The sequence below is a fragment of the Kitasatospora sp. HUAS MG31 genome (assembly GCF_040571325.1).
Classification (GTDB): Bacteria; Actinomycetota; Actinomycetes; order Streptomycetales; family Streptomycetaceae; genus Kitasatospora; species Kitasatospora camelliae.
Window position 1 is genome coordinate 4,489,189 of sequence record NZ_CP159872.1, and the last position, 26,343, is coordinate 4,515,531.

General features: G+C 73.7%; 25 protein-coding genes and 2 tRNA genes. 17 read left to right on the top strand and 10 right to left on the bottom strand.

What is annotated here, in order from left to right; all coding sequences use genetic code 11:
- Nucleotides 1–31: 31 nt before the first annotated feature.
- Nucleotides 32–229, bottom strand: coding sequence for a hypothetical protein (locus tag ABWK59_RS20365; RefSeq protein ID WP_354642034.1), 198 nt, complete (start codon nt 227–229; stop codon nt 32–34).
- A gap of 145 nt (nt 230–374) precedes the next feature.
- On the opposite strand from ABWK59_RS20365, the gene ABWK59_RS20370 reads away from it, so the two are divergent.
- Nucleotides 375–1,802 carry an MFS transporter gene (locus tag ABWK59_RS20370; RefSeq protein WP_354642035.1) on the top strand — a complete coding sequence of 476 codons (1,428 nt, stop codon included), beginning with the start codon at nt 375–377 and terminating at the stop codon, nt 1,800–1,802.
- A 40-nt stretch (nt 1,803–1,842) separates the two neighbouring features.
- Here the strand turns inward: ABWK59_RS20370 and ABWK59_RS20375 are convergent, their stop codons facing one another.
- Entirely contained in the window at nt 1,843–2,451 is a 609-nt protein-coding gene (locus ABWK59_RS20375) for a flavodoxin family protein (protein ID WP_354642036.1), read from the bottom strand.
- A 128-nt stretch (nt 2,452–2,579) separates the two neighbouring features.
- Between ABWK59_RS20375 and ABWK59_RS20380 the strand changes: the two genes are divergently transcribed.
- From ABWK59_RS20380 to ABWK59_RS20415, 8 genes are all read left to right on the top strand, one after another.
- The gene (locus ABWK59_RS20380; protein WP_354642037.1) at nt 2,580–2,981 is read left to right on the top strand and encodes a winged helix-turn-helix transcriptional regulator; all 402 of its coding nucleotides are present in this window, start codon (nt 2,580–2,582) and stop codon (nt 2,979–2,981) included.
- An 88-nt stretch (nt 2,982–3,069) separates the two neighbouring features.
- A tRNA-Thr gene (locus ABWK59_RS20385) sits at nt 3,070–3,142 on the top strand.
- A 172-nt stretch (nt 3,143–3,314) separates the two neighbouring features.
- Nucleotides 3,315–3,995, top strand: coding sequence for a response regulator transcription factor (locus ABWK59_RS20390; RefSeq protein ID WP_354642038.1), 681 nt, complete (start codon nt 3,315–3,317; stop codon nt 3,993–3,995).
- 117 nt (nt 3,996–4,112) lie between these two features.
- The gene (gene galT / locus ABWK59_RS20395) at nt 4,113–5,216 is read left to right on the top strand and encodes a galactose-1-phosphate uridylyltransferase (RefSeq protein WP_354642039.1); all 1,104 of its coding nucleotides are present in this window, start codon (nt 4,113–4,115) and stop codon (nt 5,214–5,216) included.
- Complete coding sequence (gene galE, locus ABWK59_RS20400; protein WP_354642040.1) at nt 5,213–6,172, top strand: UDP-glucose 4-epimerase GalE; 960 nt, start codon at nt 5,213–5,215, stop codon at nt 6,170–6,172. The genes galT and galE overlap by 4 nt, the downstream gene beginning before the upstream one ends.
- A complete protein-coding gene (gene galK, locus ABWK59_RS20405) occupies nt 6,169–7,299 on the top strand; it encodes a galactokinase (RefSeq protein ID WP_354642041.1) in 1,131 nt (376 codons plus the stop codon). The genes galE and galK overlap by 4 nt, the downstream gene beginning before the upstream one ends.
- A gap of 226 nt (nt 7,300–7,525) precedes the next feature.
- Nucleotides 7,526–8,440 (top strand): response regulator transcription factor, encoded by a 915-nt coding sequence (locus tag ABWK59_RS20410; protein WP_354642042.1) that lies wholly within the window; start codon nt 7,526–7,528, stop codon nt 8,438–8,440.
- A gap of 88 nt (nt 8,441–8,528) precedes the next feature.
- Entirely contained in the window at nt 8,529–10,049 is a 1,521-nt protein-coding gene (locus ABWK59_RS20415) for a polysaccharide biosynthesis protein (protein WP_420492813.1), read from the top strand.
- A 57-nt stretch (nt 10,050–10,106) separates the two neighbouring features.
- On the opposite strand, the gene ABWK59_RS20420 is transcribed toward ABWK59_RS20415, so the two are convergent.
- Both ABWK59_RS20420 and ABWK59_RS20425 read right to left on the bottom strand, forming a co-directional pair.
- Nucleotides 10,107–11,063 carry an SMP-30/gluconolactonase/LRE family protein gene (locus tag ABWK59_RS20420; RefSeq protein ID WP_354642044.1) on the bottom strand — a complete coding sequence of 319 codons (957 nt, stop codon included), beginning with the start codon at nt 11,061–11,063 and terminating at the stop codon, nt 10,107–10,109.
- 229 nt (nt 11,064–11,292) lie between these two features.
- On the bottom strand, nt 11,293–11,787 hold the full coding sequence (locus ABWK59_RS20425; protein WP_354642045.1) for a MarR family winged helix-turn-helix transcriptional regulator: 495 nt from the start codon (nt 11,785–11,787) through the stop codon (nt 11,293–11,295).
- A gap of 118 nt (nt 11,788–11,905) precedes the next feature.
- Here ABWK59_RS20425 and ABWK59_RS20430 point away from each other — a divergent pair, with 118 nt between their 5' ends.
- Nucleotides 11,906–12,685: a methyltransferase domain-containing protein gene (locus ABWK59_RS20430; RefSeq protein ID WP_354642046.1), complete on the top strand. Its 780-nt coding sequence runs from the start codon at nt 11,906–11,908 to the stop codon at nt 12,683–12,685.
- 57 nt (nt 12,686–12,742) lie between these two features.
- Here ABWK59_RS20430 and ABWK59_RS20435 read toward each other — a convergent pair whose 3' ends face one another.
- The 3 genes from ABWK59_RS20435 to ABWK59_RS20445 form a co-directional block, all read right to left on the bottom strand.
- Nucleotides 12,743–13,606, bottom strand: a complete 864-nt coding sequence (locus ABWK59_RS20435; RefSeq protein ID WP_354642047.1) for a DMT family transporter — start codon at nt 13,604–13,606, stop codon at nt 12,743–12,745.
- A 108-nt stretch (nt 13,607–13,714) separates the two neighbouring features.
- The gene (locus ABWK59_RS20440) at nt 13,715–14,404 is read right to left on the bottom strand and encodes a TetR/AcrR family transcriptional regulator (RefSeq protein WP_354642048.1); all 690 of its coding nucleotides are present in this window, start codon (nt 14,402–14,404) and stop codon (nt 13,715–13,717) included.
- 26 nt (nt 14,405–14,430) lie between these two features.
- Complete coding sequence (locus ABWK59_RS20445) at nt 14,431–15,393, bottom strand: acyl-CoA desaturase (protein WP_354642049.1); 963 nt, start codon at nt 15,391–15,393, stop codon at nt 14,431–14,433.
- 195 nt (nt 15,394–15,588) lie between these two features.
- On the opposite strand from ABWK59_RS20445, the gene ABWK59_RS20450 reads away from it, so the two are divergent.
- From ABWK59_RS20450 to ABWK59_RS20475, 6 genes are all read left to right on the top strand, one after another.
- Nucleotides 15,589–15,659 (top strand) — tRNA-Gln (locus ABWK59_RS20450).
- A 140-nt stretch (nt 15,660–15,799) separates the two neighbouring features.
- Nucleotides 15,800–17,251: a bifunctional UDP-N-acetylglucosamine diphosphorylase/glucosamine-1-phosphate N-acetyltransferase GlmU gene (gene glmU / locus ABWK59_RS20455; protein ID WP_354642050.1), complete on the top strand. Its 1,452-nt coding sequence runs from the start codon at nt 15,800–15,802 to the stop codon at nt 17,249–17,251.
- Between the two features lie 211 nt (nt 17,252–17,462).
- Nucleotides 17,463–18,440 carry a ribose-phosphate diphosphokinase gene (locus ABWK59_RS20460; protein ID WP_354642051.1) on the top strand — a complete coding sequence of 326 codons (978 nt, stop codon included), beginning with the start codon at nt 17,463–17,465 and terminating at the stop codon, nt 18,438–18,440.
- A 233-nt stretch (nt 18,441–18,673) separates the two neighbouring features.
- The gene (locus ABWK59_RS20465) at nt 18,674–19,264 is read left to right on the top strand and encodes a 50S ribosomal protein L25/general stress protein Ctc (protein WP_354642052.1); all 591 of its coding nucleotides are present in this window, start codon (nt 18,674–18,676) and stop codon (nt 19,262–19,264) included.
- 106 nt (nt 19,265–19,370) lie between these two features.
- Nucleotides 19,371–19,952 carry an aminoacyl-tRNA hydrolase gene (gene pth, locus ABWK59_RS20470; RefSeq protein ID WP_354642053.1) on the top strand — a complete coding sequence of 194 codons (582 nt, stop codon included), beginning with the start codon at nt 19,371–19,373 and terminating at the stop codon, nt 19,950–19,952.
- A 182-nt stretch (nt 19,953–20,134) separates the two neighbouring features.
- The gene (locus ABWK59_RS20475; protein WP_354642054.1) at nt 20,135–20,377 is read left to right on the top strand and encodes a hypothetical protein; all 243 of its coding nucleotides are present in this window, start codon (nt 20,135–20,137) and stop codon (nt 20,375–20,377) included.
- 63 nt (nt 20,378–20,440) lie between these two features.
- Here the strand turns inward: ABWK59_RS20475 and ppc are convergent, their stop codons facing one another.
- The gene (gene ppc, locus ABWK59_RS20480) at nt 20,441–23,236 is read right to left on the bottom strand and encodes a phosphoenolpyruvate carboxylase (protein WP_354642055.1); all 2,796 of its coding nucleotides are present in this window, start codon (nt 23,234–23,236) and stop codon (nt 20,441–20,443) included.
- A 221-nt stretch (nt 23,237–23,457) separates the two neighbouring features.
- Between ppc and ABWK59_RS20485 the strand changes: the two genes are divergently transcribed.
- A complete protein-coding gene (locus ABWK59_RS20485) occupies nt 23,458–24,738 on the top strand; it encodes a sensor histidine kinase (RefSeq protein ID WP_354642056.1) in 1,281 nt (426 codons plus the stop codon).
- Here ABWK59_RS20485 and ABWK59_RS20490 read toward each other — a convergent pair.
- Both ABWK59_RS20490 and ABWK59_RS20495 read right to left on the bottom strand, forming a co-directional pair.
- On the bottom strand, nt 24,700–25,725 hold the full coding sequence (locus ABWK59_RS20490; RefSeq protein ID WP_354642057.1) for an acyltransferase family protein: 1,026 nt from the start codon (nt 25,723–25,725) through the stop codon (nt 24,700–24,702). The genes ABWK59_RS20485 and ABWK59_RS20490 overlap by 39 nt on opposite strands.
- A 79-nt stretch (nt 25,726–25,804) precedes the next feature.
- Nucleotides 25,805–26,329, bottom strand: coding sequence for an SUKH-3 domain-containing protein (locus ABWK59_RS20495; RefSeq protein ID WP_354645032.1), 525 nt, complete (start codon nt 26,327–26,329; stop codon nt 25,805–25,807).
- Nucleotides 26,330–26,343 lie beyond the last annotated feature (14 nt).

Below are 26,343 nucleotides of genomic sequence, written 5' to 3' on the forward strand. Positions count from 1 at the left end.
TCACCCGTCCTCCGCCGGTGCCCGGCCGGGTTCAGCGGCGTGCGCGGAAGCGGCGCACGGTCGCGTAGCAGGAGACCAGCACCAGCACGGCGCCGGGTACCGCCCAGCCTATCGAGCCGCCGTGGCGACGGTGATCCACCCCGAGGTCGAGCAGCATCAGGCTCACCCCGAGACAGGCGACGGCCAGGAGCCGGTCGACCACGCCGTTCTTCTCGAACAGGTCGCTCATGTCCGCCCCTTTCACGCCGGGAGCGGTCACCATACCGCCGCCGACGGCACCGCGCACCACCCCCGGCACGCGCCGTCCGGTACGCGCCCGAATCACCCGTGTGCCTGCTGTCATCGCAGGTCAGCAGCCCGCCAGGGTGGTCCGCATGACCATCGGAACCCCCTCGCCCGACCTCCCGCCCGGCACCCCCTCGGGCACCCCCTCAGGCCTCCCGGCCGACACCCCGTCAGGCAGCCGGGCCGCCGGTGCCACCCACCCCCCGGACCGGGCCGCGCTGCGCCGGGTGGCCGCCGCCGCCCTGGTCGGCACCGCGATCGAGTTCTACGACTTCTTCATCTACGGCACGGCCGCCGCCCTGGTCTTCGGTCGGGTGTTCTTCCCCGAGCTGGGCGCCACCGGCGCGCTGCTGGCCGCCTTCTCGGTGTACGCGGTGGCGTTCCTGGCCCGCCCGCTGGGCGCGGTGCTGTTCGGGCACTTCGGCGACCGGCTGGGTCGGAAGGCGACGCTGGTGGTGTCGCTGCTGCTGATGGGCCTGTCCACGGCGGCCGTCGGGCTGCTCCCCGGGTACGGGCCGTGGGGCGCCTGGGCGCCGGCGCTGCTGACGCTGCTGCGGTTCTGCCAGGGCGTCGGCCTCGGCGGGGAGTGGGGCGGCGCGGCGCTGCTGCTGGCCGAGTACGCCCCGGCCGGGCGGCGCGGCCGGTACGGCGGGTTCCTGCAACTCGGGCCGTGCGTCGGGTTCTTCCTGGCCACCGGTGCGTTCCTGGCGCTGTCCACCGGCCTGAGCGAGTCGGCCTTCCTCGCCTGGGGCTGGCGGGTGCCGTTCCTGCTGTCCTTCGCGCTGGTGCTGGTCGGCCTGTTCGTCCGGCTGCGGATCGCCGAGACCCCGCTGTTCCTCGGCGAGCCCGCCCGGGCCCGGGTGCCGGTCGCCGAGCTGCTGCGGTCGTACGCCCGGCCGGTGCTGCTGGGCGGCGGCGCGATCGTGGTCGGGTACGGGATGTTCTACCTGACCACCACCTACGCGCTGGCCCACGCCACCGCCGACCTGGGGATGGCCCGCACCCTGGTGCTGGAGCTGCTGATGGCCGGCGCGGTGGCCAAGGCCGGGGCGGTGTGGGCGGCCGCGGCGGCGGCCGACCGGTTCGGGCGGCGGCGGGTGCTGGTGGCCGCCACGGTGGCGGCGGCCCTGTGGGCTCCGCTGCTGTTCCCGCTGCTGGAGGCCGGCGGCACCGGGCCGGCGGCGGTGGCGCTGATCGGGGCGATGACGCTGCTCGGCGCGATGCTCGGGCCGGTGGCCTCGTACCTGCCGGAGCTGTTCCCGACCCGGGTGCGGTACACCGGGGCGGCGCTGACGTACAACCTCGGCGGGGTGGTCGGCGGGGCGACCGCACCGCTGGTGGCCACCCGGCTGACCGCGGTGTACGGCACGGCGGAGCCGGTCGGCTGGTACCTGGCCGCGCTGGCCGGGGTGTCGCTGCTGTGCCTGTGGGTGCTGCCCGAGACCCGCGGCCGCGACCTCGCCGAACGGCACGGCCGCGCCCTCGCGGTGGGCGGGGGCGCGGCGGCGGGCGGCTGAGGGGCCGGGCCGGGGCCGGGCCGGGCTCGGCCTGGCAGGGTCAGACGGTTACGGCGGCCAGGGCGGTGCGGCCGGCCAGGACGACCGCGGTCTGCTCGGCGACCCGCCGGCCCAGGTGCTCGGCGGTGGCGATGTCGGCCTTGTGGACCTCGTCCGGGCCGTGGTCGGTGTGGGTCTGGGCGCCCGCGCCGAGGAAGATGCCCAGGCGGTTGAGGTCGTTCTCGGAGGCCTCGGAGGTGTTCCAGCCCGGGTGCAGGCCGAGGTTGATCCAGTTCATGCCGTGCTGCGCGGCCAGCACGCTGAAGAACTGCAGGGTGTGCAGCTTGTCGCCGCTCTTGGAGCCGGAGTTGGTGAAGCCGGCCGCCAGCTTGTCCTTCCAGGCGGAGGTGAACCAGCGCTTGGAGGTGGCCTCGGCGAAGGCGTGGAAGGCGCCGGAGGCGGTGCCCATGTAGGTCGGCGAGCCGAAGACGATCGCGTCGGCGGCGTCCAGCTGGTCCCACTGCTCCTCGGTGATGGTGTCGACCGGGACGGTGACCACCTCGGCGCCGCCCTCGGCGGCTCCGCGGGCGACGGCCTCGGCGAGGACGGCGGTGTGGCCGTAGCCCGAGTGGAACGCGACGGCGACGGTGGGGCGGCTGGCGGTGGACATGCGGGAACTCCAGACGGTGAGGCAGGGGAGCGGGCGCCCGGCGGTCCCGGGCGGCTCGGTCTCCAATATAAACCAGGTTTCTATCGGTTACCAAGGATGGATCGGAGACCGGGCAGTACTCTGGGGGCATGGCCACCCCACAACCCGACCTGGCGTTCGACGTCTTCGCCGCGGTCTGCCCCAGTCGGACGGTGTTCGCCGAGCTGGCGGACAAATGGAACCTGCTGCTCCTGCTGAGCCTCCATCAGCGCGGTGAGCAGCGGTTCTCCGAGCTCCAGCGGTCGGTGGGCGGCGTCAGCCGCAAGATGCTCACCCAGTCGCTGCGCTCCCTGGAGCGGGACGGGCTGGTGCGGCGCACCGTCCACCCCGAGACCCCGCCGCGGGTGGTCTACGGCCTGCTGCCGCTCGGCCACGCGCTGGCCCTCAAGGTGGAGCCGATCGTCGAGTGGGTGGAGAACTGCGCCGGCGAGGTGGTGGCCGCCCGGGAGGCGTTCGACGAGCGGCACGAGGCGGGCGCCCCGGCGCTCTGACCCGGGCTCACGGGTGCGATTTCCCCTCGGGGCTCAGGGCCGTGTAATGTCTTCCTCGTTGCACCGAGCAGGACGCACGGAGCGGCAAGCCCCTATAGCTCAGTCGGTAGAGCGTCTCCATGGTAAGGAGAAGGTCTGCGGTTCGATTCCGCATGGGGGCTCCGAACAAGAGGCCCTCGCCATCAGGCGGGGGTCTTTCGCGTTGCCCGGGCCGGATCGTTCGACCCTTCGCGCCCTAGCGGTGTCCAGGCCCGATGCGCTGTGATGGTGCGTCAGGCCGGCGCGGGACGGAGCCGCCAGCCGTGGCCGGACGGGCACCGGGAGGGTGCGCCCATGAACGAGCGCAGCGTACGGCTGGTCGTGGTGGACGACCACCGGTTGATGGCCGAGGCGCTGGGGACGGCCCTGCAGCAGCGCGGGCACCGGGTGCTCGCGGTCGGCGCGCCGTCCGGGGCCCTCGGCGAGCTGGTCGCCGAGCGCCGTCCCGAGGTCTGCCTGCTGGGCGTGGCCGGCGGGCGGGCGGCCGAGGACGGCCTGGAGCCGCTGCGCCTGCTGCGCCGGGAGCGCCCGGAGATCGCCGTGGTGGTGCTCGGCCCGGCGGGGGAGCCGGCCCGGGTGGCGGCGGCCTTCGCGGCCGGCGCCGCCGGGTACGTCCGCGGGGACGAGCGGATCGAGGTGGTGGACCGGGCCGTCTCCCGGGTCCGCGCCGGGGAGGCGGCGGTGGCGGCCGAGGTGCTCCAGCAGGCGTTCCAGCAGCTGCTGTGGCCGGTGGCCGAGCCGGACGACGAGGCGCGGGCGCTGCTGGCCCTGCTGACCCGGCGCGAGGTCCAGGTGCTGACCCGGATCGCCGAGGGCGAGGACACCGCGGCCATCGCGGCCGGGATGGGGATCGCCTCCAGCACCGCCCGGACCCACGTCCAGCGGGTGCTGATGAAGCTCAACGCCCGGACCCGGCTGGAAGCCGCCGCCGTCGCCGCCCGGACCGGCCTGCTGGACCGGATCGCCCTGCGCTGAGGGCCGCCGGGCCCCTAACCGCCCCCGTTTCGGTTCACCCTTCCGTGAGTTGTTGACTTATGGTTGCTCGTGTTCGAAAATGTTGGAAGAGCGTACGATCACTGGAGGGCGGAGGCCGTGCGGAAGACCACGACCAAACTCGCGGACGGCCGCGAGCTCATCTACTACGACCGCGACGAGGCCGCCGTCCGCGATGCCGCCGACCAGCGCCCGCTGGAACCCTCGGTGAGCCTCTCCGAGGTCCGCCGGGACCCGGTGACCGGCGACTGGGTGACCATCGCCGCCCACCGCCAGACCCGCACCTACCACCCGCCGGCCGACCAGTGCCCGCTCTGCCCGTCCCGGGAGGGCCGGCCCAGCGAGATCCCGGCCGCCGACTACGAGGTCGCGGTCTTCGAGAACCGCTTCCCCTCGCTCGCCGTCGGCGCCGTGGGCCACCCGGGCGCCGCCGACGCCCCGCTGCACGGCCGCAGCCCCGGCCTCGGCCGCTGCGAGGTGGTCTGCTTCACCGCCGACCACGACTCATCCTTCGCCGACCTCACCCCCGAGCGCGCCCGCCTGGTCCTCGACGCCTGGACCGACCGCACCGCCGAGCTGTCCGCCCTGCCCGGCGTCCAGCAGGTGTACTGCTTCGAGAACCGCGGCGCCGAGATCGGCGTCACCCTGGCCCACCCGCACGGGCAGGTGTACGCCTTCCCGTTCACCACCCCGCGCACCGTCAAGATGATCGCCGCCGCCGCCGAGCACCGCGCCCGCACCGGCGGCAACCTCTTCGAGGACCTGCTCGCCGCAGAGCGCGCCGACCCCGCCCGGGTGGTGCTGGAGGGCGAGCACTGGACGGCCTTCGTCCCCTTCGCCGCCCGCTGGCCGTACGAGGTCCACCTCTACCCGAACCGCCGGGTGCCCGACCTGACCCGGCTGACCGAGGCCGAGCGCGCGGAGTTCCCCGGCCTGTACCTCGAACTCCTCCGGCGCTTCGATCGTCTCTTCATCGAGACAGGGCAGAATGCTCAGGTCACGCCCACGCCGTACATCGCCGCATGGCACCAGGCGCCGGCCCTCCAGGGAGAAGAGCTGGCACTGCACCTGGAGCTGTTCACGATCCGGCGCGCGGTGGGCAAGCTGAAGTTCCTGGCCGGGGTCGAATCCGGCATGGACGCGTTCGTCAACGACGTGTCGCCCGAAGCGGCGGCACAGCGCATGCGGGAGGTCGCAACATGAGCAAGTACCTGGTCACGGGTGGCGCCGGCTACGTCGGCAGTGTCGTCGCCGCTCACCTGCTGGAGGCGGGTCACCAGGTGACGGTGCTCGACGACCTCTGCACCGGCTTCCTGGAGGGCGTCCCGACCGGCGCCGAGTTCGTCCGCGGCCGCATCCAGGACGCCGCCGAGGTCCTCGACTCCTCCTACGAGGCCGTCCTGCACTTCGCCGCCTCCTCCCAGGTCGGCGAGTCGGTCGCCGACCCCGAGAAGTACTGGCGCAACAACGTGGCCGGCTCGCTGGAGCTGATCAGCGCCATGCGCAAGGCCGGCGTCGGCAAGCTGGTCTTCTCCTCCACCGCCGCCGTCTACGGCGAGCCCGAGGAGGTCCCGATCGCCGAGACCGCCCGCACCGCCCCCACCAACACCTACGGCGCCACCAAGCTGGCCGTCGACCACCTGATCACCAGCGAGGCCGTCGCCCACGGCCTGGCCGCCGTCAGCCTCCGGTACTTCAACGTGGCCGGCGCCTACGGGGCCTACGGCGAGCGCCACGAGCCCGAGTCGCACCTGATCCCGCTGGTCTTCCAGGCCGCCCTCGGCCAGCGCCCGCACATCGCCGTCTACGGCGACGACTACCCGACCCCGGACGGCACCTGCATCCGCGACTACATCCACGTCGCCGACCTCGCCGAGGCCCACCTGCTCGCCCTCACCGCGGCCAAGCCCGGCGAGCACCTGATCTGCAACCTCGGCAACGGCAGCGGCTTCTCGGTCCGCGAGGTCATCGAGTCCGTCAAGCGGGTCACCGGCCGCGAGATCCCGGTCGTCGTCGCCGACCGCCGCCCCGGCGACCCGGCCGTCCTGGTCGCCTCCGCCGCCCGCGCCCACGAGGCGCTCGGCTGGCAGCCCCGCCGCCCGCAGCTCGACGACATCGTCGCCGACGCCTGGAACTTCACCCTGGAGCACCGCGCATGACCGACTTCAAGGCCACGTACGGCGCCGCCCCGGACGGGGTCTGGGCGGCGCCGGGCCGGGTCAACCTGATCGGCGAGCACACCGACTACAACGACGGCTTCGTCCTCCCGATCGCCCTCCCGCACGCCGCCCGCCTCCAGGCGCGGCGCCGGGACGACGGCCTGCTGCGCCTCTACAGCGAGCAGGGCGACGGCCTGATCACCGAGCTGGCGGTGGACGACCTCGTCCCCGGCGGCGTGAGCGGGTGGGCCCGGTACCCGGCCTCCGTGGTCTGGGCCCTGCGCCAGGCCGGGCACGAGGTCGGCGGCGCCGACCTGCTGATCGACAGCGACGTGCCCGGCGGCGCCGGACTCTCCTCCTCGGCCGCCCTGGAGTGCGCGGTGGCCGTGGCGTACGACGACCTCCACGGGCTCGGCCTCGGGCCCGTGGAGACCGCCCTGATCGCCCAGCGGGCCGAGAACGCGTTCGTCGGCGTCCCCTGCGGCGTGATGGACCAGATGGCCTCCACCAGCTGCGCCGAGGGCGCCGCGCTCTTCCTCGACACCCGCGACCTCGCCCAGCGCCAGGTGCCCTTCGACCTGGCCGCCGCCGGGCTGCGCCTGCTGGTGATCGACACCCGGGTCAAGCACGACCTCGCCGACGGCGCGTACGCCGAGTTGCGGGCCGGCTGCGAGCGGGCCGCCGCACTGCTCGGCCTGCCCGCCCTGCGCGACCTCGCCCTGCCCGATCTGGATGCCGCCCTCGACCGGCTCCCCGCCGACCTGCGGCCGCTGGTCCGGCACGTGGTCACCGAGAACGCCCGGGTCGAACAGGCCGTCGCCCTGCTGGACGCCGGCGATCCGGCCGGCCTCGGCCCGATCCTCACCGCCGGCCACGCCTCGCTCCGGGACGACTACCGGGTCTCCTGCCCGGAGACCGACCTCGCCGCCGACACCGCCGTGGCGGCCGGCGCGCTCGGCGCCCGGATGACCGGCGGCGGCTTCGGCGGCTCGGTGATCGCCCTGGTCGAGGCCGGGGCCGTCGACACCGTCGGCACCGCCGTCGCGGACGCCTTCCGGGACGCCGGCTACGCCGCCCCCCGGATCTTCACCGCCGTCCCCTCCACCGGAGCCCGCCGCCTGGTCTGACCTGCGGCGCCACCCGCGGCGCACCCCGCGCGGGACCTTCGGGCGTGACCCCAGCCGCCCGCCCGCCGCCCGTCCACGCCCGCCCTTGCGTGCCGGATTCGCCGGATATCCGACGAACTTCCGGTGTGCAAGGGAACTTCACGAAACCCCCACCCGACGCCCCCGTCCGCCCGTACGCTGAGGGCCGTACCGGTGGGGGCCGGGTCGAGGCAGGGGGGACGGAACGATGGGGCGGATCCGCGTCCTGGTGGTCGACGACCACCGGATCTTCGCCGAGGCACTCGCCACGGCACTGGCCACCGAGCCGGACGTCGACGTCGGAGCGGCCGGCAGCGCCGCCGCCGCCGAGCGCGCCCTGGAGCGCGCGGCCGCCGAGCAGCGCCCGTACGGCGTGGTGCTGATCGACGGCGACCTCGCCCCGCTCCCGCCGGCCCGCCCGGCGTACCCGGACACCGCCGCCCGCCAGGCCGCCTGGGCCGTCCCGGCCCCGCGCCGGGCCCCGCATCCGCACCCGGCCGCCCTGTCCACCGCCCGGCCCGCCCCCGCCCGGCCCGCCGCCACCGCACCGGCCGCCCCGCGCCCGGCCGGCGGGCCCTCGATGGACGGCATCGCCCTGCTCGCCCGGGTCCGCCGGGCCTACCCCGACCTGCGCGCCGTCGTCCTGGCCGCGGCGGACGACCCGCACCGCGCCGTCCTCGCCCTGCAGGCCGGAGCCAGCGGCTGGGTCGCCAAGGACTGCACCCTCGGCACCCTGATGGGCGTGGTCCGCGGCGTGCTCCGCGACGAGACCCACCTCCCGCCCACCCTGCTCACCGGCGTGGTGCGCGAACTCACCTCGGCCCGGCGCGACCGCTCGGAGAGCGAGCGGCTGGTCGCCGCCCTCACCCCGCGCGAGGAGGAGGTGCTCCGCTGCATGGTCGCCGGCCTCGGCCGCCAGGCGGTCGCCGAGCGGCTCTACCTCTCGCCGCACACCGTGCGCACCCACATGCAGAACGTGCTCGGCAAGCTGGGGGTGCACTCCACCCTCGCCGCCGTCGCGGTGGCCCGCCGGGCGGGGATCACGCCCTCGGAGCCACCGGCCCCGCACGCCGTACCCGTCATCCCGACCGTCGCTTCGAGCGCAGGCCCCGGCGCCGGCTGAGCAGCCCGCCGCACCAGATACCCGACTCCGTCAGGTCAGCGAGACCGGAGGACAGATGTCGCCGCACCGCACCGCCGTACGCCTCGGCATGTCCAGTTTGTCCAGCATCCCCTTCCCCCGGGGGTCCGATCCGGCCCTCGGCCTGCGGACCCTGGTGATCGGCGCAGGCGCGGCCGGATCCGCCCTGGTCCGCGACCTGCACCGGGCACCGGAGTTCGGGCTCGCCCCGGTCGGCGTCCTCGACGACGACCCGGCCAAGGCCGGCCGGGAGATCGACGGCATCGCGGTGCTCGGCACCCTCGCCCAGCTCACCGACCTCGCCGTGGAGCACCGCGCCCAGGTGGTCGCCCTGGCCATCCCGGGCCTGCCGCACCACCGGGTCCGCGAGCTCGCCACCGCCGCCGCGGCGGCCGGCGCCGCCGTCCGTTACCTTCCCAGCTTCCTCGCCGCGCTCCGCCGCGAGGTGGTCGGCTCGGACATGCGCACCCTGGACGTCAACCGGCTGATCGGCCGGCACGAGGTGCACGTGGTCTCACCGGACGTCCGGGCCGTGATCGAGGGCCGGCGGGTCCTGGTGACCGGCGCCGGCGGCTCGATCGGCAGTGAGCTCTGCCGTCAGGTGCACGCCTTCGACCCGTCCGCGCTCTACATGCTCGACCACGACGAGTCCAACCTGCACCGCCTCCAGCTGGAGATCTGGGGCGAGGCCCTGCTCACCGACGACTCCCTGGTGATCGCCGACATCCGGGACCGCCCGCGGATCCAGCAGATCTTTCGCGACCTCAAGCCCGAGGTGGTCTTCCACGCCGCCGCCCACAAGCACCTGCCGCTGCTGGAGCGCCACCCCTCCGAGGCGGTGAAGTCCAACGTCCTCGGCACCGACAACCTGGTCGAGGCCGCGCTGGACACCGGCGTGGAGCGGTTCGTGCTGATCTCCACCGACAAGGCGGCCGACCCGACCTCGGTACTCGGCGCCAGCAAGCGGCTCGCCGAGCTGATCGTCCAGGCCAACGCCCGCGACGCCCGCAACCTCGGCACCGGGGTGTTCTCCGCCGTCCGCTTCGGCAACGTGCTGGGCTCCCGCGGCTCGCTGCTCTCGGTCCTGGAGGAGCAGCTGCGCAGCGGCAGCCCGGTGACCATCACCCACCCGGACGTGACCCGCTTCTTCATGACCATCGAGGAGGCCGTCGGCCTGGTGCTGGAGGCCGGACGGATGGCCGAGGGCGGCGAGGTGTTCGTCCTCGACATGGGCGAGCCGGTCCGGATCGTCGACCTGGTGCACAACTTCGCCGAGCAGGTGCAGCTCGGCGCCGAGGACGTGGAGATCCGCTACACCGGCCTGCGCGCCGGGGAGAAGCTCAACGAGGCGCTGTTCTCCGAGGGGGAGGAACGGCTGCCCACCGCGCACGCCCGGATCCTCGCCACCGTGGCCGGCGGGTCGGCCGGCCCGGAGGACCTGGCGGGCGGGCTCACCGGCCTGTACGAGGCCGCTGCGGTCAACGCCGACGCGGAGGTCCGCGACCGGCTCGCCGACCTGCTCCCCGGCTACCGCGCGCCGGAGGCGGACCCGGTTCCGGCGCTGAGCGCGCCGTACCCCGACGGGTTCTGACCGCCGTCCGCCGCCGGCCCGGCCCCGTGGTGCGGCCGGGCCCGCGGCGTGCGGCCGTCAGCGGTGGAGGCGGGCGGTGAGCACGTTGGGGTCCGGCGGCGGGTTGAAGGCGGCGCTGGTCACGAAGACGGTGCTGCGGTGGACGGCCACCGAGGTGGGGCTGGTCAGGCCGTCGTCGGCGGTCAGCACGATGGTGCGCGAGCCGTCCCGGACGTTCACGTACGCCACCTGGTTCGAGAGGTTGAGCGCGGCCAGCACGGTGTCCTGGTGCTCGCCGGTGAAGGTGAAGTCGTCGATGCCGCCGAGGTCCTCCACGGCCGTCCCGATCGGGCCGGCGGTGCCGTCGTGCCGGACCGGGATGCGCAGCAGGAGGCCGCGGTCGGTGTTGCTCACCCAGACCGCGTGGTGGTGCACCTTGATGCCGTTGGCGCCGATGAATGCGGTCGGCTCCAGCAGCGTCCCGGAGGCCCAGACCGTGGGCTCGCCGCCGTCCAGGGGGATCCGCCGGACCACGCCCTGCGCCGAGTCGGCGGAGTAGAGCACGCCGGCCTCCTCGTCCAGGGCCAGGCCGTTGGGCAGACCGTCGGGCGGCAGCTGGGCGATCCGGGTCAGGGTGCCGTCGCAGTCCAGCCGGTAGACGCCGGTGAGCGGGGTGCCGGTGGCGTACGCGGCGTAGAGCGTCCCGTCGTGGGCCCGGGCGAGGCCGGTGGCGGCGGCGAAGCCCACCAGCGGGGTGTTCGGGTTCTCCTCGAACGGCAGGTCGGCCAGGACGGTCACCCCGCCCGCCGGGGAGATCCGGGCGATCTGGGCGGCGCGGAGGAAGGTCACGTCCAGGGAGCCGTCCGGCTCGGGCGCGCTGTTCTCGGGCATCTGGCCGGCCGCCAGGTCGAGGTGGACCAGGATCCGGGCGTCGGACAGCGGCGGGGCGACCGCGGTGGCGGGTGAGGCGGCGAGCAGCGCCAGGGCGGCGGCCGCGGCGCCGAGGGCGCCGGCGAGTCGGGGGAAGCGGGGCACGGGGTCTCCTCGGAAGGCGCGCCGGGGTGACGTAGCGTCACCCGGCAGAGGCTTCCAGCAGAGCACGGCGGTGCCCGGCGCACCCGGTGGCGGGGCGGACGGTGACCGGGTGTTCGCGCAGGCGCCGCCGTGGATCGGGGCGGCGGCGGGCGGCGTGCCTGCGGGTTCGCCCGGGCGGGCGGCACCGGGGCGGAGTAACGCTCCGGAGCGGATCCGGGCCGGGGAAGGGTCAGCCGGCGCGGTCGAACGGGGCGATCAGGCGGCGCAGCAGGGCGGCGAGTTCGTCCTGCTGACCGGAGCTGAGCTGGGCGAGCAGCTCGCGCTCGTGGGCCAGCAGCCCGGCCAGCGCCTGGTCGGCCTTGTCCCGGCCGTCGTCGGTCAGCCGGACCAGGACGCCACGCCGGTCGTCCGGGTCGGGCAGCCGCCTGACCAGGCCCTTGCCGGTCAGCCGGTCGATCCGGTTGGTCATGGTGCCGGAGGTCACCAGCGTCTGGGTGAGCAGCTGCCCCGGCGAGAGCTGGTACGGGGAGCCGGCCCGGCGGAGGGCGGTCAGCACGTCGAACTCCCACGGCTCCAGACCGTGTTCGGCGAACGCCGTACGGCGGGCACGGTCCAGGTGCCGGGCGAGTCGACTGACCCGGCTGAGCACCTCGAGCGGTTCCACGTCGAGGTCGGGGCGCTCTCGGCGCCATGCTGCGACCAGGCGGTCGACCTCGTCCTCCATGGCGATCAGTGTATCGGTGGTTGTGTCGATGTGAAGTCTCTTGACATCAAGAGATAACAAAGTGCACGCTGATTCACGAGAGATATCTTGATGTCGAGATACTTTGCGAGGGTTCACCATGTCCACCTGGGATCCGCAGCAGTACCTCCGCTTCGCCGACGAGCGCACCCGGCCCTTCGGGGAACTCCTCGCCCGCGTCCCCGAACTGCCCCCCGCACCCGTGGTGCTGGACATCGGCTGCGGGCCCGGCAACTCCACCGCCGTGCTCCGCCGGCGCTGGCCCGACGCCACCCTGATCGGCGTCGACAACTCCGCCGAGATGATCGCCGCCGCCCGCACCGAGGGCGAACCCGGCGCCGAGTACCGGCTCGCCGACGCCACCGGCTACGACGTGGCCGCCGACCGTCCCGACCTCATCGCCAGCAACGCCACCCTCCAGTGGGTGGAGGGGCACCTGGCCCTGCTCGGACGGTGGGCCGAGGCGCTGCGGCCCGGCGGGGTGATCGCGATCCAGGTGCCCGGCAACTTCGACGCGCCCAGCCACACCCTCCTCGCCGACCTGCGGCTCAGCCCCCGCTGGCGGGACATCCTCGGCGAGGGCGCCCGCCGGACCCCGGTGCACGGTCCGGAGCGGTACCTGGAGACCCTGCTCGCGGCCGGCTGCCGGGCGGACGTCTGGGAGACCACCTACAGCACCCTGCTGGACGGGGAGGACCCGGTGCTGCAGTGGGTCGCAGGGACGGCCCTGCGACCGGTGCTCGCCCGCCTGGACGACCCGGTGGAGCGGGCGGCGTTCACGGAGGAGTACCGGGCACTGCTCCGCGACGCGTACCCGCGGGGGGAGTACGGGACGGTGTTCCCCTTCCGCCGGATCTTCGCGGTGGGCATCCGCCGCTGAGACGGCGATCGGGTCGCCCCCGTCGTGGTGACCCGGGTGCTTCCGTCGGAAGGCCGGTCAGGGGGCGGCGTCCTTGGTACTGCCCGGCATGGCGGGGTGGCGGCCGAGGATGACGACGCCGGCGACGATGGCGGCGAGGCCGAGCGCCTGGAAGGTGAGGGCGAGCGGGGTGACGCGGAGGCGGTCGCCGAGGAAGCCGACCGCGCAGGCGATGCCGGCGATGGGCTGGGCGGCGGTGAGGGCGGGGAGGGACATCCGCAGCGGCGCCGCCTCGAAGGCGGACTGCACCAGCAGCAGCCCCACCACCCCGATCAGCACCACCGTGTACGGCTGCCAGCTGGACAGCGCGGCCCCCATCCCGGCGTCGTCGATCTTCTCGGCGGTGGACCGGGTGAGGGCGTCCTGGAGCCCGTACAGCAGTCCGGCGGCCAGTGCGAGCAGGGTGGCCTCCTCGAAGAGCGGGAGGTGCCGGGCGGTGGTCACCAGGATCAGGGCCAGCCCGGCGACGATCCCGAAGACCAGCCAGTAGCGGAGCTCCCCGGCGGGCTGCCCGCCGCCCTGGGGTTTGCCCGCCACGATGAAGGACGTCACCCCCAGGGCGATCAGCGCCACCCCCGCCCAGCCGGACCGGCCCAGCGACTGCCGGGTCAGCACCCGCGCCAGCACCATCGCGAAGACCAGGTTGGTGGCGAGCAGCGGCTCGACCAGCGACACCTCGCCGATGTCCAGCGCCAGGGCGCTCAGCACCAGGCCGAGAACCATGAAGCAGACCCCGAGCAGCCAGTCCGGCATCTGCATCAGGTCCTTGATCAGGCGCCAGTGCAGCATGTCGGACTTGGGTGCGCGCTGTGCCGCGTGCTGCTGGAGTACGAATCCGAGGCCGAGGAAGCAGGCCGCGCCGATCGCGAGAACGAAGACCACGGTGGAACCGTCCAAACGTCGCCCTCGCCAGCGTACGACGGGCCCGAGGCCCCCCGCCTTCCCACGCGGACCGCCCGGGTGCGCCCCGGGGACGGCCGCGTCCGGTACTCACGCCCTGCGGTCGCCGACCAGCTTCGGGTGCCGCTCCAGGCCCTCCAGGCCGTGCCAGGCGAGGTTCACCAGGTGGGCCGCCACCTCGGCCTTGGCGGGCTTGCGGACCTCCAGCCACCACTGGCCGGTCAGCGCGACCATGCCCACCAGCATCTGCGAGTACATCGGCGCCAGCCGGGCGTCGAAGCCCCGGGACTTGAACTCCAGGCCCAGGATGTCCTCGACCTGGGTGGCGATGTCGCTGATCAGCGAGGCGAAGCTGCCGGTCGCCTGGGCCACCGGCGAGTCCCGGACCAGGATCTTGAAGCCGTCGGTGGAGGTGTCGATGTAGTCCATCAGCGCGAACGCCGCCTGCTCCAGCAGCTCGCGGGAGTGCCCGCCGGTCAGCGCGCCGGTGACCATGTCGAGGAGCAGCTGCATCTCGCGGTCGACCACGACGGCGTACAGGCCCTCCTTGCCGCCGAAGTGCTCGTAGACCACCGGCTTGGACACCCCGGCGCGCTCGGCGATCTCCTCCACCGAGGTCCCGTCGTACCCGCGCTCGGCGAAGACCGCGCGGCCGATCTCCAGCAGCTGCTCGCGCCGCTGCTTGCCGGTCATCCGGACCCGCCCGCCGGTCTTGCCGCCGCGGGCGGGCTGCCGTGCGCTCTGATGGCCGGCCGCGCTGTCTCCGTTGCTCCCGTTCACCCCTACATGATGCTTCAGCGGAGGAGTCATCCGGCGCGGCGGGCGGCGATCCGCTGCGTGCTGGGCCAGCGGACGTCCCGGGCCCAGCCGGCCAGCTCGAACCAGCGGATCAGCCGGGCGGAGGAGTCGACCTGCCCGCGGAGCACCCCGTGCCGGGCGCTGGTCGGGTCGGCGTGGTGCAGGTTGTGCCAGGACTCGCCGCAGGAGAGGACCGCCAGCCACCACACGTTGCCGGACCGGTCCCGGGACTTGAACGGCCGCTCGCCCACCGCGTGGCAGATCGAGTTGATCGACCAGGTGACGTGGTGCAGCAGCGCGACCCGGACCAGCGAGCCCCAGAAGAAGGCGGTCAGCGCGCCGTGCCAGGAGAGCGTCACCAGACCGCCGACCAGCGGCGGCAGCGCCAGGGAGAGGGTGGTCCAGAGCCAGAACAGCCGGGAGATCCGCCGGATCACCGGGTCGTTGACCAGGTCCGGCGCGTACTTCACCTGCGAGGTCTGCTCCTCGTCGAACAGCCAGCCCATGTGCGCCCACCACAGGCCCTTCAGCAGCGCCGGCACGGACTCGCCGTAGCGCCAGGGCGAATGCGGGTCGCCCTCCTTGTCGCTGAACCGGTGGTGCTTGCGGTGGTCGGCCACCCAGCGGACCAGCGGGCCCTCCACGGCCATGCTGCCGGCGATCGCCAGCGCCGCCTTCAGGCCGCGGTTGGGCTTGAAGGAGCCGTGGGTGAAGTAGCGGTGGTAGCCGATGGTGATGCCGTGGCAGGTGAGGAAGTACATCGCCGTGGCGAGCGCCAGGTCCAGCCAGCTGAGGCCCCAGCCCCAGGCCACCGGCACGGCCGCGACCAGCGCCGCGAACGGCAGCGCGATGAACAGCCCGAGCGTGATCCGCTCGGCCAGCCCCTGCCTCTCGCCCCCCATGGTGGCGGACAGCGGAACGACGGTGACGTCGGCCGCCTGCGGGCGCGCCTCGTCGGCCTGAATGGTCATGAGAGGTCCCAAGGGGGGAAGGAGCGATACCTACGTGGCCGTAACCTACGGCATCGTAGGTAATCGGACGTCCGAAGGGAAGACGTGTCGCGCGCACCGCTCCCGACGGCTCGGAGACGGTGGTGGATGTGCGGCGTCACACCCCGTACTCTTAGGGCTGCGTTGCCCGCCTGAGATCGGGGCGCTGGCAGTCGATCCCGGATCGTCTAAGGGCAGGACAGCTGGTTTTGGTCCAGCTTATGGGGGTTCGAATCCTCCTCCGGGAGCCCAGCGGGCCAAGCCCCCGCCCGCGTCCGGAGAAGCCGGGCGCCCTCCCGGGGCAACTATTCTCAGAGCTGCCGTGGCGCGGCTGTGCGGGTCGGGCCGGGCAGACACACCCCTCACAGGACGACCGAGGAGCCCCCGCGTGAGTGCCAACCAGACCGCCGCCGTGATCGTGCTCGCCGCCGGGGGCGGCACCCGGATGAAGTCCCGGGCCCTGCCCAAGGTGCTGCACTCGCTCTGCGGCCGGTCGCTGGTGGGCCACGCGGTGGCCGCCGCCGAGCAGCTGGAGCCCGCGCACCTGGTGGTCGTCATCGGCCACATGCGCGAGCTGGTCCAGGAGCACCTGGCCGCCCACCACCCCGGCGCCCGTACCGCGGTGCAGCTGGAGCAGAACGGCACCGGGCACGCCGTGCGCACCGCGCTGGAGGTGCTCGCCGCCGACGGCGTCGAGCTGGACGGCACCGTGATCGTCACCACCGGCGACGCCCCGCTGCTGACCGGAGGGACCCTGTCCGCCCTGGCCGCCGCCCACCACGCCCAGGGCAACGGCGTGACCGTGCTGACCGCCGAGGTGCCGGACGCCACCGGCTACGGCCGGATCCTGCGCGACGGCGACGGCGACGGCGCCGTGGCCGCCATCGTCGAGCACAAGGACGCCACCGAGGAGCAGCGCGCCGTCTCCGAGATCAACTCCGGGGTCTTCGCCTTCGACGCCAAGCTGCTCGCCTCGGCGCTGTCCCAGCTCGACACCGACAACGTGCAGGGCGAGGAGTACCTCACCGACACCCTGGAGATCCTGCGCACGGCCGGCCACCGGGTCGGCGCGGTGATCGCCGCCGACCACCGCGACGTGCTGGGCATCAACGACCGCGTGCAGCTCGCCGAGGCCCGCCGGATCCTCAACGGCCGGCTGGTCGAGCGGGCGATGCGCGAGGGCGTCACCGTGGTCGACCCGGCCAGCGCCTGGTTCGACGTCCAGGTGAGCTACGAGCCGGACGCCGTGGTGCTCCCCAACACCCAGCTGCAGGGCGCCACCCACCTCGGCGAGGGCTGCGAGGTCGGCCCGAACGTCACCCTCACCGACACCCGGGTCGGCGCCGGCGCCCGTGTGACCAACACCACGGCCGACCGCGCCGAGATCGGCGAGGAGGCCTCCGTCGGGCCGTACGCCTACCTTCGGCCGGGCACCCGGCTGGCCCGCAAGGCCAAGGCCGGCACCTACGTGGAGATCAAGAACTCCGAGCTGGGCGAGGGCGCCAAGGTGCCCCACCTGTCGTACATCGGCGACGCCACCATCGGCGAGGGCTCCAACGTCGGCGCGGCCTCGGTGACGGTCAACTACGACGGGGTCAACAAGCACCGCACGGTCATCGGCGCCCACTGCCGAACCGGCTCGGACAACATGTTCATCGCCCCGGTGACGGTCGGGGACGGCGCCTACACGGCCGCCGGCTCGGTGATCACCAACGACGTCCCGGCCGGTTCGCTCGGTGTGGCCCGGGCCCAGCAGCGCAACATCGCCGGCTGGGTGGAGCGCAAGCGCCCGGGTTCCTCCTCCGCCGCGGCGGCGGCCGCGGCCAACGAGGCCAAGTAGCGTCCGGGCGGTCGCGGGGGATCTTGAGGAGTGGTCCCGGCACGCCGGGTTCGGCCCGGGGCGCGTAACCTGGTGTACATACGTGCGCCACTGGGCCCCTGTCCGCGCCTCGGCGTACCTCCCAATTTCCCCCGCCCACCTGCCCGCCCGGGTCTTGCCCGGGTGCGCCGGAGCGGGTCCAAGTGCGGCAGCAACGCGAGGAGACGGTGCAGTGAGCGGGATCACGACGTCGGGTGAGAAGAAGCTGAAGCTCTTCTCCGGCCGTGCCCACCCCGAGCTGGCGGAGGAGGTGGCCCGCGAGCTGGGCACCGAGCTCGTCCCGACCAAGGCCCTGGACTTCGCCAACGGCGAGATCTACGTCCGGTTCCTGGACTCCGCGCGTGGCGCGGACTGCTTTGTGATCCAGAGCCACACGGCTCCGATCAACCAGTGGATCATGGAGCAGCTGATCATGATCGACGCTCTGAAGCGGGCCTCCGCCCGGAGCATCACCGCGATCCTGCCGTTCTACGGGTACGCCCGCCAGGACAAGAAGCACCTCGGCCGCGAGCCCATCTCGGCCCGCCTGGTCGCCGACCTGCTCCGCCAGGCCGGCGCCGACCGCCTGATGGCCGTCGACCTGCACACCGCGCAGATCCAGGGCTTCTTCGACGGCCCGGTGGACCACCTCTTCGCGCTGCCGCTGCTGGCCGACTACGTGGGCGAGCGGGTCGACCGCGACCGGCTCACCATCGTCTCCCCGGACGCCGGCCGGGTGAAGGTCGCCGACCAGTGGTGCGACCGCCTCGGCGCCCCGCTGGCGATCATCCACAAGCGCCGCGACATGACCCAGGCCAACACCATCCTGTCGGCCGAGGTCGTCGGTGACGTCCAGGACCGGGTCTGCGTCCTGGTCGACGACATGATCGACACCGCCGGCACCATCTGCGCCGCCGCCGACGCGCTGTACGAGAACGGCGCCGCCGACGTCATCGTGGCCGCCACCCACGGCGTGCTCTCCGGCCCGGCCGCGGACCGCCTGAAGAACTCGCGGGTCAGCGAGTTCGTCTTCACCAACACCCTGCCCACCCCGCAGCAGCTGCAGCTGGACAAGGTGACCACCCTCTCCATCGCCCCCTCGATCGCCGCCGCGATCAAGGAGGTCTTCGAGGACGGCTCGGTCACCAGCCTGTTCGAGGGCGTGCACTGACCCACGGTCGGCTGAGACCGTCCGGGACCGGCCCCCGGCGCCCGCGTGGCGCCGGGGGCCGATTTCACGGTTGACCCGGGCTGCGGTTAGACTCAGAGACTGCTCGGCGAGGGATGCCTAGGTGCTCCGTGATCGACGCGCTGGATCAATTCCGCCGGGCGACCCCATGTACTTGAGGGTGTGGTTCCGGCGGTTTCGCTTTCTGCACCCGTATTTCCCCCCAGGAGTGCAGCATGTCCGAGATCCGTCTCGCCGCCGAGTCCCGCACCGAGTTCGGCAAGGGTGCCGCCCGTCGCGCCCGTCGCGCCGGCTTCGTCCCCGGTGTCGTCTACGGCCACGGCCACGCCCCGGTTCACCTGAACCTGCCCGGCCACGACCTGATGATGGCCCTGAAGACCCCGAACGCCCTGCTGGTCGTGCCGATCGACGGCAAGGACGAGTACGTGCTGCCGAAGGCCGTCCAGCGCGAGGCCATCAAGCGCTCCATCGAGCACGTCGACCTGCTGCTGGTGAAGCGCGGCGAGAAGGTCACCGTCGAGATCCCGGTCCACACCGAGGGCGAGCTGGCCCCCGGCGGCAACCTGATCGAGAACGTGCTGAACGCCCTGCCGATCGAGGCCGAGGCCACCCACCTGCCCGAGGCCGTCACCGTCTCCGTCGAGGGCCTGGAGGCCGGCGCCTCCATCACCGCCGGCGACATCGTGCTGCCGAAGGGCGCCACCCTGGCCGTCGACGCCGACGCCGTCGTGCTGCAGGTCATCGGCGCCCAGGCCCCCGAGGCCACCGAGGAGGAGGCCGCCGAGGCCGAGGTCGTCGAGGCCTGAGCCTGAGGGCTGTTCTTCCGCCGCTGCCCCGGCCGCTCCGCTGGAGAGGCCGGGGCAGCGGCGTGTCCGGGACAATGGTGGATCTCTGCAGAAGGAGCGAGACCAGATGAGTGACGCCGGGTACGACGGCCCCTGGCTGGTGGTCGGTCTGGGTAACCCCGGGGAGGGGTACGCCCGCAACCGCCACAACATCGGCTTCATGGTGGTGGACCTGCTGGCCGAGCGGATGGGCGCCCGGTTCAAGGCGCACAAGAGCCGCGCCCAGGTGGCCGAGGGGCGTCTCGGCGGGCGCCGGGTGGTGCTGGCCAAGCCGATGGCCTTCATGAACCTGTCCGGCGGGCCGGTCACCGCGCTGCGGGACTTCTACAAGGTGCCGAACACCGCGGTCGTCGCCGTCCACGACGAGCTGGACATCGACTACGCGGCCCTGCGGCTGAAGTGCGGCGGCGGCGACAACGGCCACAACGGCCTGAAGTCCATCACCAAGTCGCTGGGCCCGGACTACCACCGGGTGCGCTGCGGCATCGGCCGCCCGCCCGGCCGGATGGAGGTCGCCGACTTCGTGCTCAAGGACTTCTCCTCGACCGAGCGCAAGGACCTGGCCTGGTTCGTCGACCGGTCCGCGGACGCGGTGGAGGCGCTGCTCTCCGAGGGGCTGGAACGCGCCCAGGGCACGTACAACTCCTGAACCACTGACCTCTCGTCAGAAACCCACGCGGTATTACGCAACGTTCGTGCAACGCTTGCCCGGTGGGGGTCCGATCGGGGCCGGGACGGGCCCCGCCATCCGATACGGTCAGTCCCGTACGAAGGGTTGAGGTGCCGTCTCTGGGGGTAGGGGCTGTGGTTCGGTCGGAGCGTGTCGGGCGGATGGTCTCGGGCGCCGTGCTGTGCCTGGCGGTCGCCGGGTGGGCGACGCCGGCGTCCGCCGCCGAGGGGGTCGAGCCTTCGGGCTCCCCCGACCCGGCCGCCGCGCAGCTGAGCCCGCACCCGGTCTCCGGGAGCGTGGGCTCGGCCGGCGTCTACGCGGTCGGCGGCGGGCTGGTGGTGGTCGCCGGAGGTGCGGCCACCTGGCTGCGGCGCAAGCGCGCCGGCAAGGTCACCATCCACTGAGAAGCGGCCGGCCGTACGGGGACTCCCGTACGGCCGGCCGCTTCTGGTGTGCCGTCAGGCCGGTCAGCCCGTGTTGCGCAGGCCGGCGGCGATGCCGTTCACGGTCAGCAGCAGCGCTCGGGCGCGCAGCGGGTCCTCCTGGCGGCCGTGCTCGGCCAGCTCGCGCTGGTCGCGCAGCAGGGCGACCTGGAGGTAGGAGATCGGGTCGAGGTAGGCGTCCCTGACGGTGAAGGTCTGCTTCAACACCGGGTTGTGCTCCAGGAGTTCGCTCTCGCCGGTGAGCCGCAGCACCTCCTTCAGGGTGAGCTCGTGCTCGGCCGTGATCTGGTCGAAGACGTGGTGCAGCTCGGCGGGCACCAGCTGCTCGACGTAGTGGCGGGCGATCCGCAGGTCGGTCTTGGCCAGCGTCATCGCGACGTTGGACAGGAAGTTGCGGAAGAAGTGCCACTGGCCGTACATCTCGTCCAGCACGTCGCCCAGGCCCGCCGCGCGGGCGGCGGCCAGGCCGGAGCCGACGCCGTACCAGCCGGGGACGATCTGGCGGGACTGCGTCCAGCCGAACACCCACGGGATGGCCCGCAGGCCGTCCAGACCGGCGCCCGAGTCCGGGCGGCGGGACGGGCGGGAGCCCAGGTGCAGCGAGGCCAGCTGGTCGACCGGGGTGGCGGCGAAGAAGTACTTCGGCAGGTCCTCCTGCTCCACCAGGGCCCGGTAGGAGGTGTGGGCGGCCTCGGAGACCTGGTCCATCGCCGCGTCCCAGCGGGCCAGCTCCTCCGGGGCCTGGCGCGGCGCGGTGTGCAGCGCCGAGGCGGACAGCGTGGCGGAGATGGTCAGCTCCAGGTTCTCCCGGGCCAGGGAGGGCAGCAGGTACTTGTCGGAGATGACCTCGCCCTGCTCGGTCACCTTGATCTCGCCCTCCAGGGTGCCCCAGGGCTGGGCCAGGATCGCCTCGTGCGAGGGGCCGCCGCCGCGGCCGACGGTCCCGCCGCGGCCGTGGAACAGGCGCAGCCGGATGCCGTACCGGTGGGCCACGTCGCGCAGCCGGCGCTGGGCGCGGTGGATCTCCCACTGCGAGGTGGTGATACCGCCGAACTTGGAGGAGTCCGAGTACCCGAGCATGACCTCCTGGACGTCGCCGCGCAGCGACACCAGCAGCCGGTACGACGGGTCGGCGAGCATCTCCTCCAGGATCCGGTCGGCCTGCTGCAGCTCGTCGGTGGTCTCCAGGAGCGGGACGATGCCGATCTTGGCGACCCCGGAGTGCAGGTCGACCAGACCCGCCTCGCGGGCCAGCACCACGGCGGCGAACACGTCGTCGGCGCCCTGGCACATCGAGATGATGTAGCTCTCGACGATCTCGTCGCCGAACCGCTCGAAGCCCTGCCGGATGGTGCTGAACACCCCGAGGGTCTTGGCGCCGGCCGCGTCCAGCGGGGCCGGGATCGGGGCGAGCGGGCGGCGGGAGCGCAGCTCCTTGGCGAGCAGCCGCTGGCGGTACTCGCGCGGCATGTCCGCGTAGCGCCAGGCCTCCTCGCCGAGCCGGTCGAAGAGCTGGCCGAGGGCGTGGTGGTGGGCCTCGGCGTGCTCGCGGACGTCCATGGTGGCCAGCTGCAGGCCGAACGCCTCGATGGTGCGGATGGCGCGGGCGAGGCGGCCGTCGGCGATCAGGCCGCCGCGGTGGGCCCGCAGGGAGTCCTGGATCAGCTTGAGGTCGGCGACCAGCTCGCGGGTGCCGACGTAGTCCCGGCCCGGGGTGTGCGGGGTGCCCGCGGCCAGCCGCTCGCGGGTGTTCTCCAGCTTCAGCCGGATGCAGGTGGCCTTCAGCCGGTACGGCTCCTCGGCGTTCATCCGCTTGTAGCGCGGGCTGAGCTCCGGCAGGTGCACCAGGTCCGCCTCCAGCGAGGCGAGCAGCTCCTCCGAGGCGCCGGCCAGCCGGACCGAGGTGGAGAGCGAGGCGCGCAGGTCGTCGACGGCCGCCAGGGCGTCCTTGATGCCGTACTCGTGCTGCAGGTTGAGCACGTCCCAGGTGACCTGCGGGGTGACGTTGGGGTTGCCGTCGCGGTCGCCGCCGATCCAGGTGCCGAAGGTCAGCGGGCGGACCCCCTCGGGCAGCGCCAGGCCGACCCGGGCCAGCTCCTCGTGCAGCTCCTCCAGCACGTCCGGGACGGCCTCGCGGAACAGCTCGTCCAGGTAGTAGACGGCGTTGCGGGCCTCGTCGGTGGGCTCGGGGCGGGCGATCCGCAGCTCGTCGGTCTGCCAGAGCAGGTCGATCACCTCGGCGAGCCGGCGGTCGGCCTGCCTGCGGGCGGAGGTGTGCCGGGCCGGGTCGGCCTCGGCCAGGCCCGAGGCGGCGTGCTCGCGGTGGATCCGCTCCAGCAGCTCGCCGATCCGGCGGAGCTTGTTGAGCACGCTGCGGCGGGCCGCCTCGGTGGGGTGCGCGGTGAAGACCGGACGGACGGCCAGGTGGGCCAGGGTGTCCTGGAGGTGCTTGGGGTCGGCCTCGGCGAGCTGGTCCGCGGTCTGCGCCAGCAGCGAGCCCTCACGGGCCCGGCGGGTGGCGAACTCGCGGCCGCGGTGCACCTGCTCGGTGACGTTCGCCAGGTGGAAGTACGTGGAGAACGCCCGGACGAGCTTGGCGGCGGTCTCCAGGTCGATGTCGGCGAGCAGCTGGGCGGTCGCCTCGCCGTCGGTGCGGCTGAGCAGTCGGACCTGCTCGACCAGGCCCAGCAGTTCGGGGCCCTCCTGACGGACGAGCGTCTCGCCGAGCAGGTCACCCAGGCGGCGGATGTCCGCGCGGAGCGCGGCATTGTCGTCCAGTGGGCTGGGGTTGTCCGCCGAGGTGGGGACCGGAGCGGTCACGGCTGTCTCCCTGTGGTGGTGGGGTTCGGCAACGGCTCTCTCCTCCGCGCGTCGGCCGTCAGGTGCCGGCCTTGTCGGGGATGGGTGCGGACCGCGCTGTCCGACGCGACCAGCATAGGTGGCACGGGGTGCCGCGTCCGTGAAGTGGCCGGATGCCGGACATCCTCCGGGGGTGCCCCGGCCCGGGTCCGGCGGGCGGACGACTGCGTAGGCTGTCCCCCATGAGCAAGTCGCCCGAGGGGGGCGGCCCGGCCCACGGCCTCTGGTGGTGGGAACGGCGCCGCAGTGCGCTGCTGGATGTGGTCCTCGCCGTCGTGGCGGGGCTGGAGTGCGCCGCCGGCGCGTACTCCGCGACGATCGACCGGTTCGGGCTGGGGGAGCCCTTCGCCGTGGTGTCGGCGGTGCTGGGGGCACTGGCCGGCGGGACGCTGCTGGTCCGGCGGCGGTGGCCGGTGCTGCCGGTGGTGGTCGCCCTGGTGTTCGTCCCCGCCCTGTTCGGCGTGCTGCTGATGGTGGTCTCGCTGTACACCCTGGCGGCGACCTGGGAGTGGCCCAGCCGGCGCGGCCGGGTGGTGGCGCTCTCCGCGCTCGCGCTGGCCGAGAGCTTCGGCATGGCGCTGCTGGCGATGTTCACCCCCACCTCCGGGCCCACCCCCGAACCGCTGCCGCCCACCTGGGTGTTCGTCCTGCTCGCGGCGCTGGTGGCGATCGGGGTGACCGTCCCGCCGGTGGTCACCGGCCTGTACGTGGGCGCCCGGCGGCGGCTGGTGGAGTCGCTCAAGGACCGCGCCCACGGCCTGGAGGCGGAGCTCTCGCTGCTCGCCGAGCAGGCCCGGGAGCGGGCCGCCCGGGCCCGGCTGGAGGAACGCACCCGGATCGCCCGGGAGATGCACGACGTGGTCGCCCACCGGGTCAGCCTGATGGTGGTGCACGCCTCCGCGCTGGAGCGGATCATCCCCAAGGACCCGGAGAAGGGCGTGCAGAGCGCCCGGCTGGTCGGCGACGTCGGCCGGCAGGCCCTGGACGAGCTGCGCGAGATCCTCGGCGTGCTGCGGATGACCGAGGCGCCCCGGCAGGCCGAGCCCGCCGACACCCTGGCCCGGCTGCCCCGGCTGGTCGACCAGTCCCGGGCCGCCGGGATGGCGGTGACCCTGACCGTCAGCGGCGAGCGCCGGCTCTACGCCGACGAGGCCGAGCAGACCGCCTACCGGGTGGTCCAGGAGGGCCTGACCAACGCCCACAAGCACGCCGGCGGCGCGCAGGTCGCCGTCCTGCTGGCGTACGTGCCCAACGGCGTGCGGGTCGCGGTGGTCAACGACCGCGCCGCTGGCGGACCGGCCGTGCTGCTGCCGAGCGGCGGCAACGGGCTGGTCGGGATGCGCGAGCGGGTCCTGGCGCTCGGCGGCAGCTTCACCGCCGGGCCGGCCGAGGGCGGCGGCTTCCGGGTCGAGGCGGTGCTGCCCTCACGCCTGGCGGTGCACCCGGGCGGGCTCGGCCAGTAGCCGCCCCAGCCGCGGCTGCACCACCGGCGCGAACAGCCGCACCACCGGCGGCAGCGCCAGCACCACCGCCAGCCCCAGCGCGAACGCCCCCAGCAGCGGCAGCGCGGTGTACCAGTGGTGCAGCACCCCCGCCCGGTACACCCCCGAGGCCTGCAGCAGCTTCAGCGGGAAGCCGTGCAGCAGGTAGACGTACAGCGAGGCCGCGCCGAGCGCCGTGAACCGGGTGGGGCCCTCCGGCAGCACCGCCAGGAAGGCCGCCCCCGCCACCAGCGCGAGCGCCGCCAGCCCCACCCGGACGGCCAGCCAGAGGGGGTAGCCGACCCGCAGCTGCCCGGCGCTCTCGGTGTACTCCAGCCAGCCCGGGTCCAGCAGCCCCGGCACCGCCCACCAGACCACCGCGAACACCGCCGCCAGCACCGCCGGCGCGGCCCGGCGGACGGCGGGCCGGCGCAGCAGCGCGAACCGGTCCGGCGTGAGCACCAGGCCCAGCACGAACCAGGGCAGGAAGCCCAGGGTCCGGCCGAGCGCGAGCTCCGGCGGGAAGGCGTTCACCGCCCCGAAGCCCGCCGCCACCGCCACGGCCACCGGCAGCGGGTACCGCAGCGCCGTCCACAGCGGCACGGTCAGCCGCCAGATCAGCAGCGAGAGCAGGAACCAGGTGAGCCAGCGCGGCTCCAGCAGGTGGATCGGGGCAAGCCGGCGCTCCAGCGCCATCGGCACCAGGTTGTAGAGCACCTGGAACACCAGGTACGGCACGGCCAGCCCGGCGACCAGCCGGGCGCCGTCCACCTGCGGCCGGCCCGGCCGGGGGCGGGAGAAGTACCCGCACAGGGTCACGAAGACCGGCATCGAGAACGCCGCCACCGTCAGCACCGCGGCGGCCAGGGTGCGGTCCCGCTCCAGCAGCGGCATCCAGGTGTGGGCGCACACCACCAGCGCCACCGCGGCGAACTTGGCGTTGTCGAAGAGCGGGTGACGCTCGCTCATCGCGGATCTCCTCGAAAGCTCCACATTCCGCATCGCGCCACAGTCTGCTCGCGCGCGGGGCGTACGCGGGGGCTTTCGGTCAAATCGGGGGCGCGGCCTGCACCGTGAGACGCTCCGGGGGCAGGCCGAGCAGCAGCGTGGCCAGCGCCTGGTCGATCGAGCCGCCGAGGAACCACTCCCCGGTGTGGTCCAGGCTCAGCACCCGGCCCTGCTCGTCGATCGCCAGCAGCGCCTGCCCGTACAGCTCCTCGCCCAGCGGCGCCACCCGGGTGCCCAGCGCCCGGCCCAGGTCGGCCAGGGTGCGGGGCTGGTGCAGGCCGCAGCGCGGGTCCAGCAGGAACGGGGTGCGGGCCAGCTCCCGGCCGGCGCCGGCCAGGTCGAAGGAGAGGCCGCCGAACTCGGCCCAGGCCTCGATCGCGGCGGGGAAGACCGAGTGCGCGGGGTCCAGCGGGCCGCCGTGCGCCGTCAGGTCGTCCGCCCACTGCTCGGCCTGGCGGATCTCCCAGCGGCCGGGGTGCCAGCCCGCGTGCTTGAGCGCGGCGGCGACGTCGGCGGGGAAGCGGGGCTGGGTACGGACAGCGGTCGCGTTCAGGGGGTGCTCCAGAGGTTCGGGGACAG

Bases quoted from the DNA above. Each gene is read 5' to 3' on its own strand.
- ABWK59_RS20370 (WP_354642035.1), top strand. From the start codon at position 375: ATGACCATCGGAACCCCCTCGCCCGACCTCCCGCCCGGCACCCCCTCG.
- ABWK59_RS20365 (WP_354642034.1), bottom strand. From the start codon at position 229: ATGAGCGACCTGTTCGAGAAGAACGGCGTGGTCGACCGGCTCCTGGCC.
- ABWK59_RS20445 (WP_354642049.1), bottom strand. From the start codon at position 15,393: ATGACCATTCAGGCCGACGAGGCGCGCCCGCAGGCGGCCGACGTCACC.
- ABWK59_RS20430 (WP_354642046.1), top strand. From the start codon at position 11,906: ATGTCCACCTGGGATCCGCAGCAGTACCTCCGCTTCGCCGACGAGCGC.
- ABWK59_RS20390 (WP_354642038.1), top strand. From the start codon at position 3,315: ATGAACGAGCGCAGCGTACGGCTGGTCGTGGTGGACGACCACCGGTTG.
- ABWK59_RS20380 (WP_354642037.1), top strand. From the start codon at position 2,580: ATGGCCACCCCACAACCCGACCTGGCGTTCGACGTCTTCGCCGCGGTC.
- ABWK59_RS20490 (WP_354642057.1), bottom strand. From the start codon at position 25,725: ATGAGCGAGCGTCACCCGCTCTTCGACAACGCCAAGTTCGCCGCGGTG.
- ABWK59_RS20425 (WP_354642045.1), bottom strand. From the start codon at position 11,787: ATGGAGGACGAGGTCGACCGCCTGGTCGCAGCATGGCGCCGAGAGCGC.
- ABWK59_RS20410 (WP_354642042.1), top strand. From the start codon at position 7,526: ATGGGGCGGATCCGCGTCCTGGTGGTCGACGACCACCGGATCTTCGCC.
- ABWK59_RS20415 (WP_420492813.1), top strand. From the start codon at position 8,529: ATGTCCAGTTTGTCCAGCATCCCCTTCCCCCGGGGGTCCGATCCGGCC.
- ABWK59_RS20485 (WP_354642056.1), top strand. From the start codon at position 23,458: ATGAGCAAGTCGCCCGAGGGGGGCGGCCCGGCCCACGGCCTCTGGTGG.
- ABWK59_RS20475 (WP_354642054.1), top strand. From the start codon at position 20,135: ATGGTCTCGGGCGCCGTGCTGTGCCTGGCGGTCGCCGGGTGGGCGACG.
- galK (WP_354642041.1), top strand. From the start codon at position 6,169: ATGACCGACTTCAAGGCCACGTACGGCGCCGCCCCGGACGGGGTCTGG.
- ABWK59_RS20375 (WP_354642036.1), bottom strand. From the start codon at position 2,451: ATGTCCACCGCCAGCCGCCCCACCGTCGCCGTCGCGTTCCACTCGGGC.
- ABWK59_RS20465 (WP_354642052.1), top strand. From the start codon at position 18,674: ATGTCCGAGATCCGTCTCGCCGCCGAGTCCCGCACCGAGTTCGGCAAG.
- galE (WP_354642040.1), top strand. From the start codon at position 5,213: ATGAGCAAGTACCTGGTCACGGGTGGCGCCGGCTACGTCGGCAGTGTC.
- pth (WP_354642053.1), top strand. From the start codon at position 19,371: ATGAGTGACGCCGGGTACGACGGCCCCTGGCTGGTGGTCGGTCTGGGT.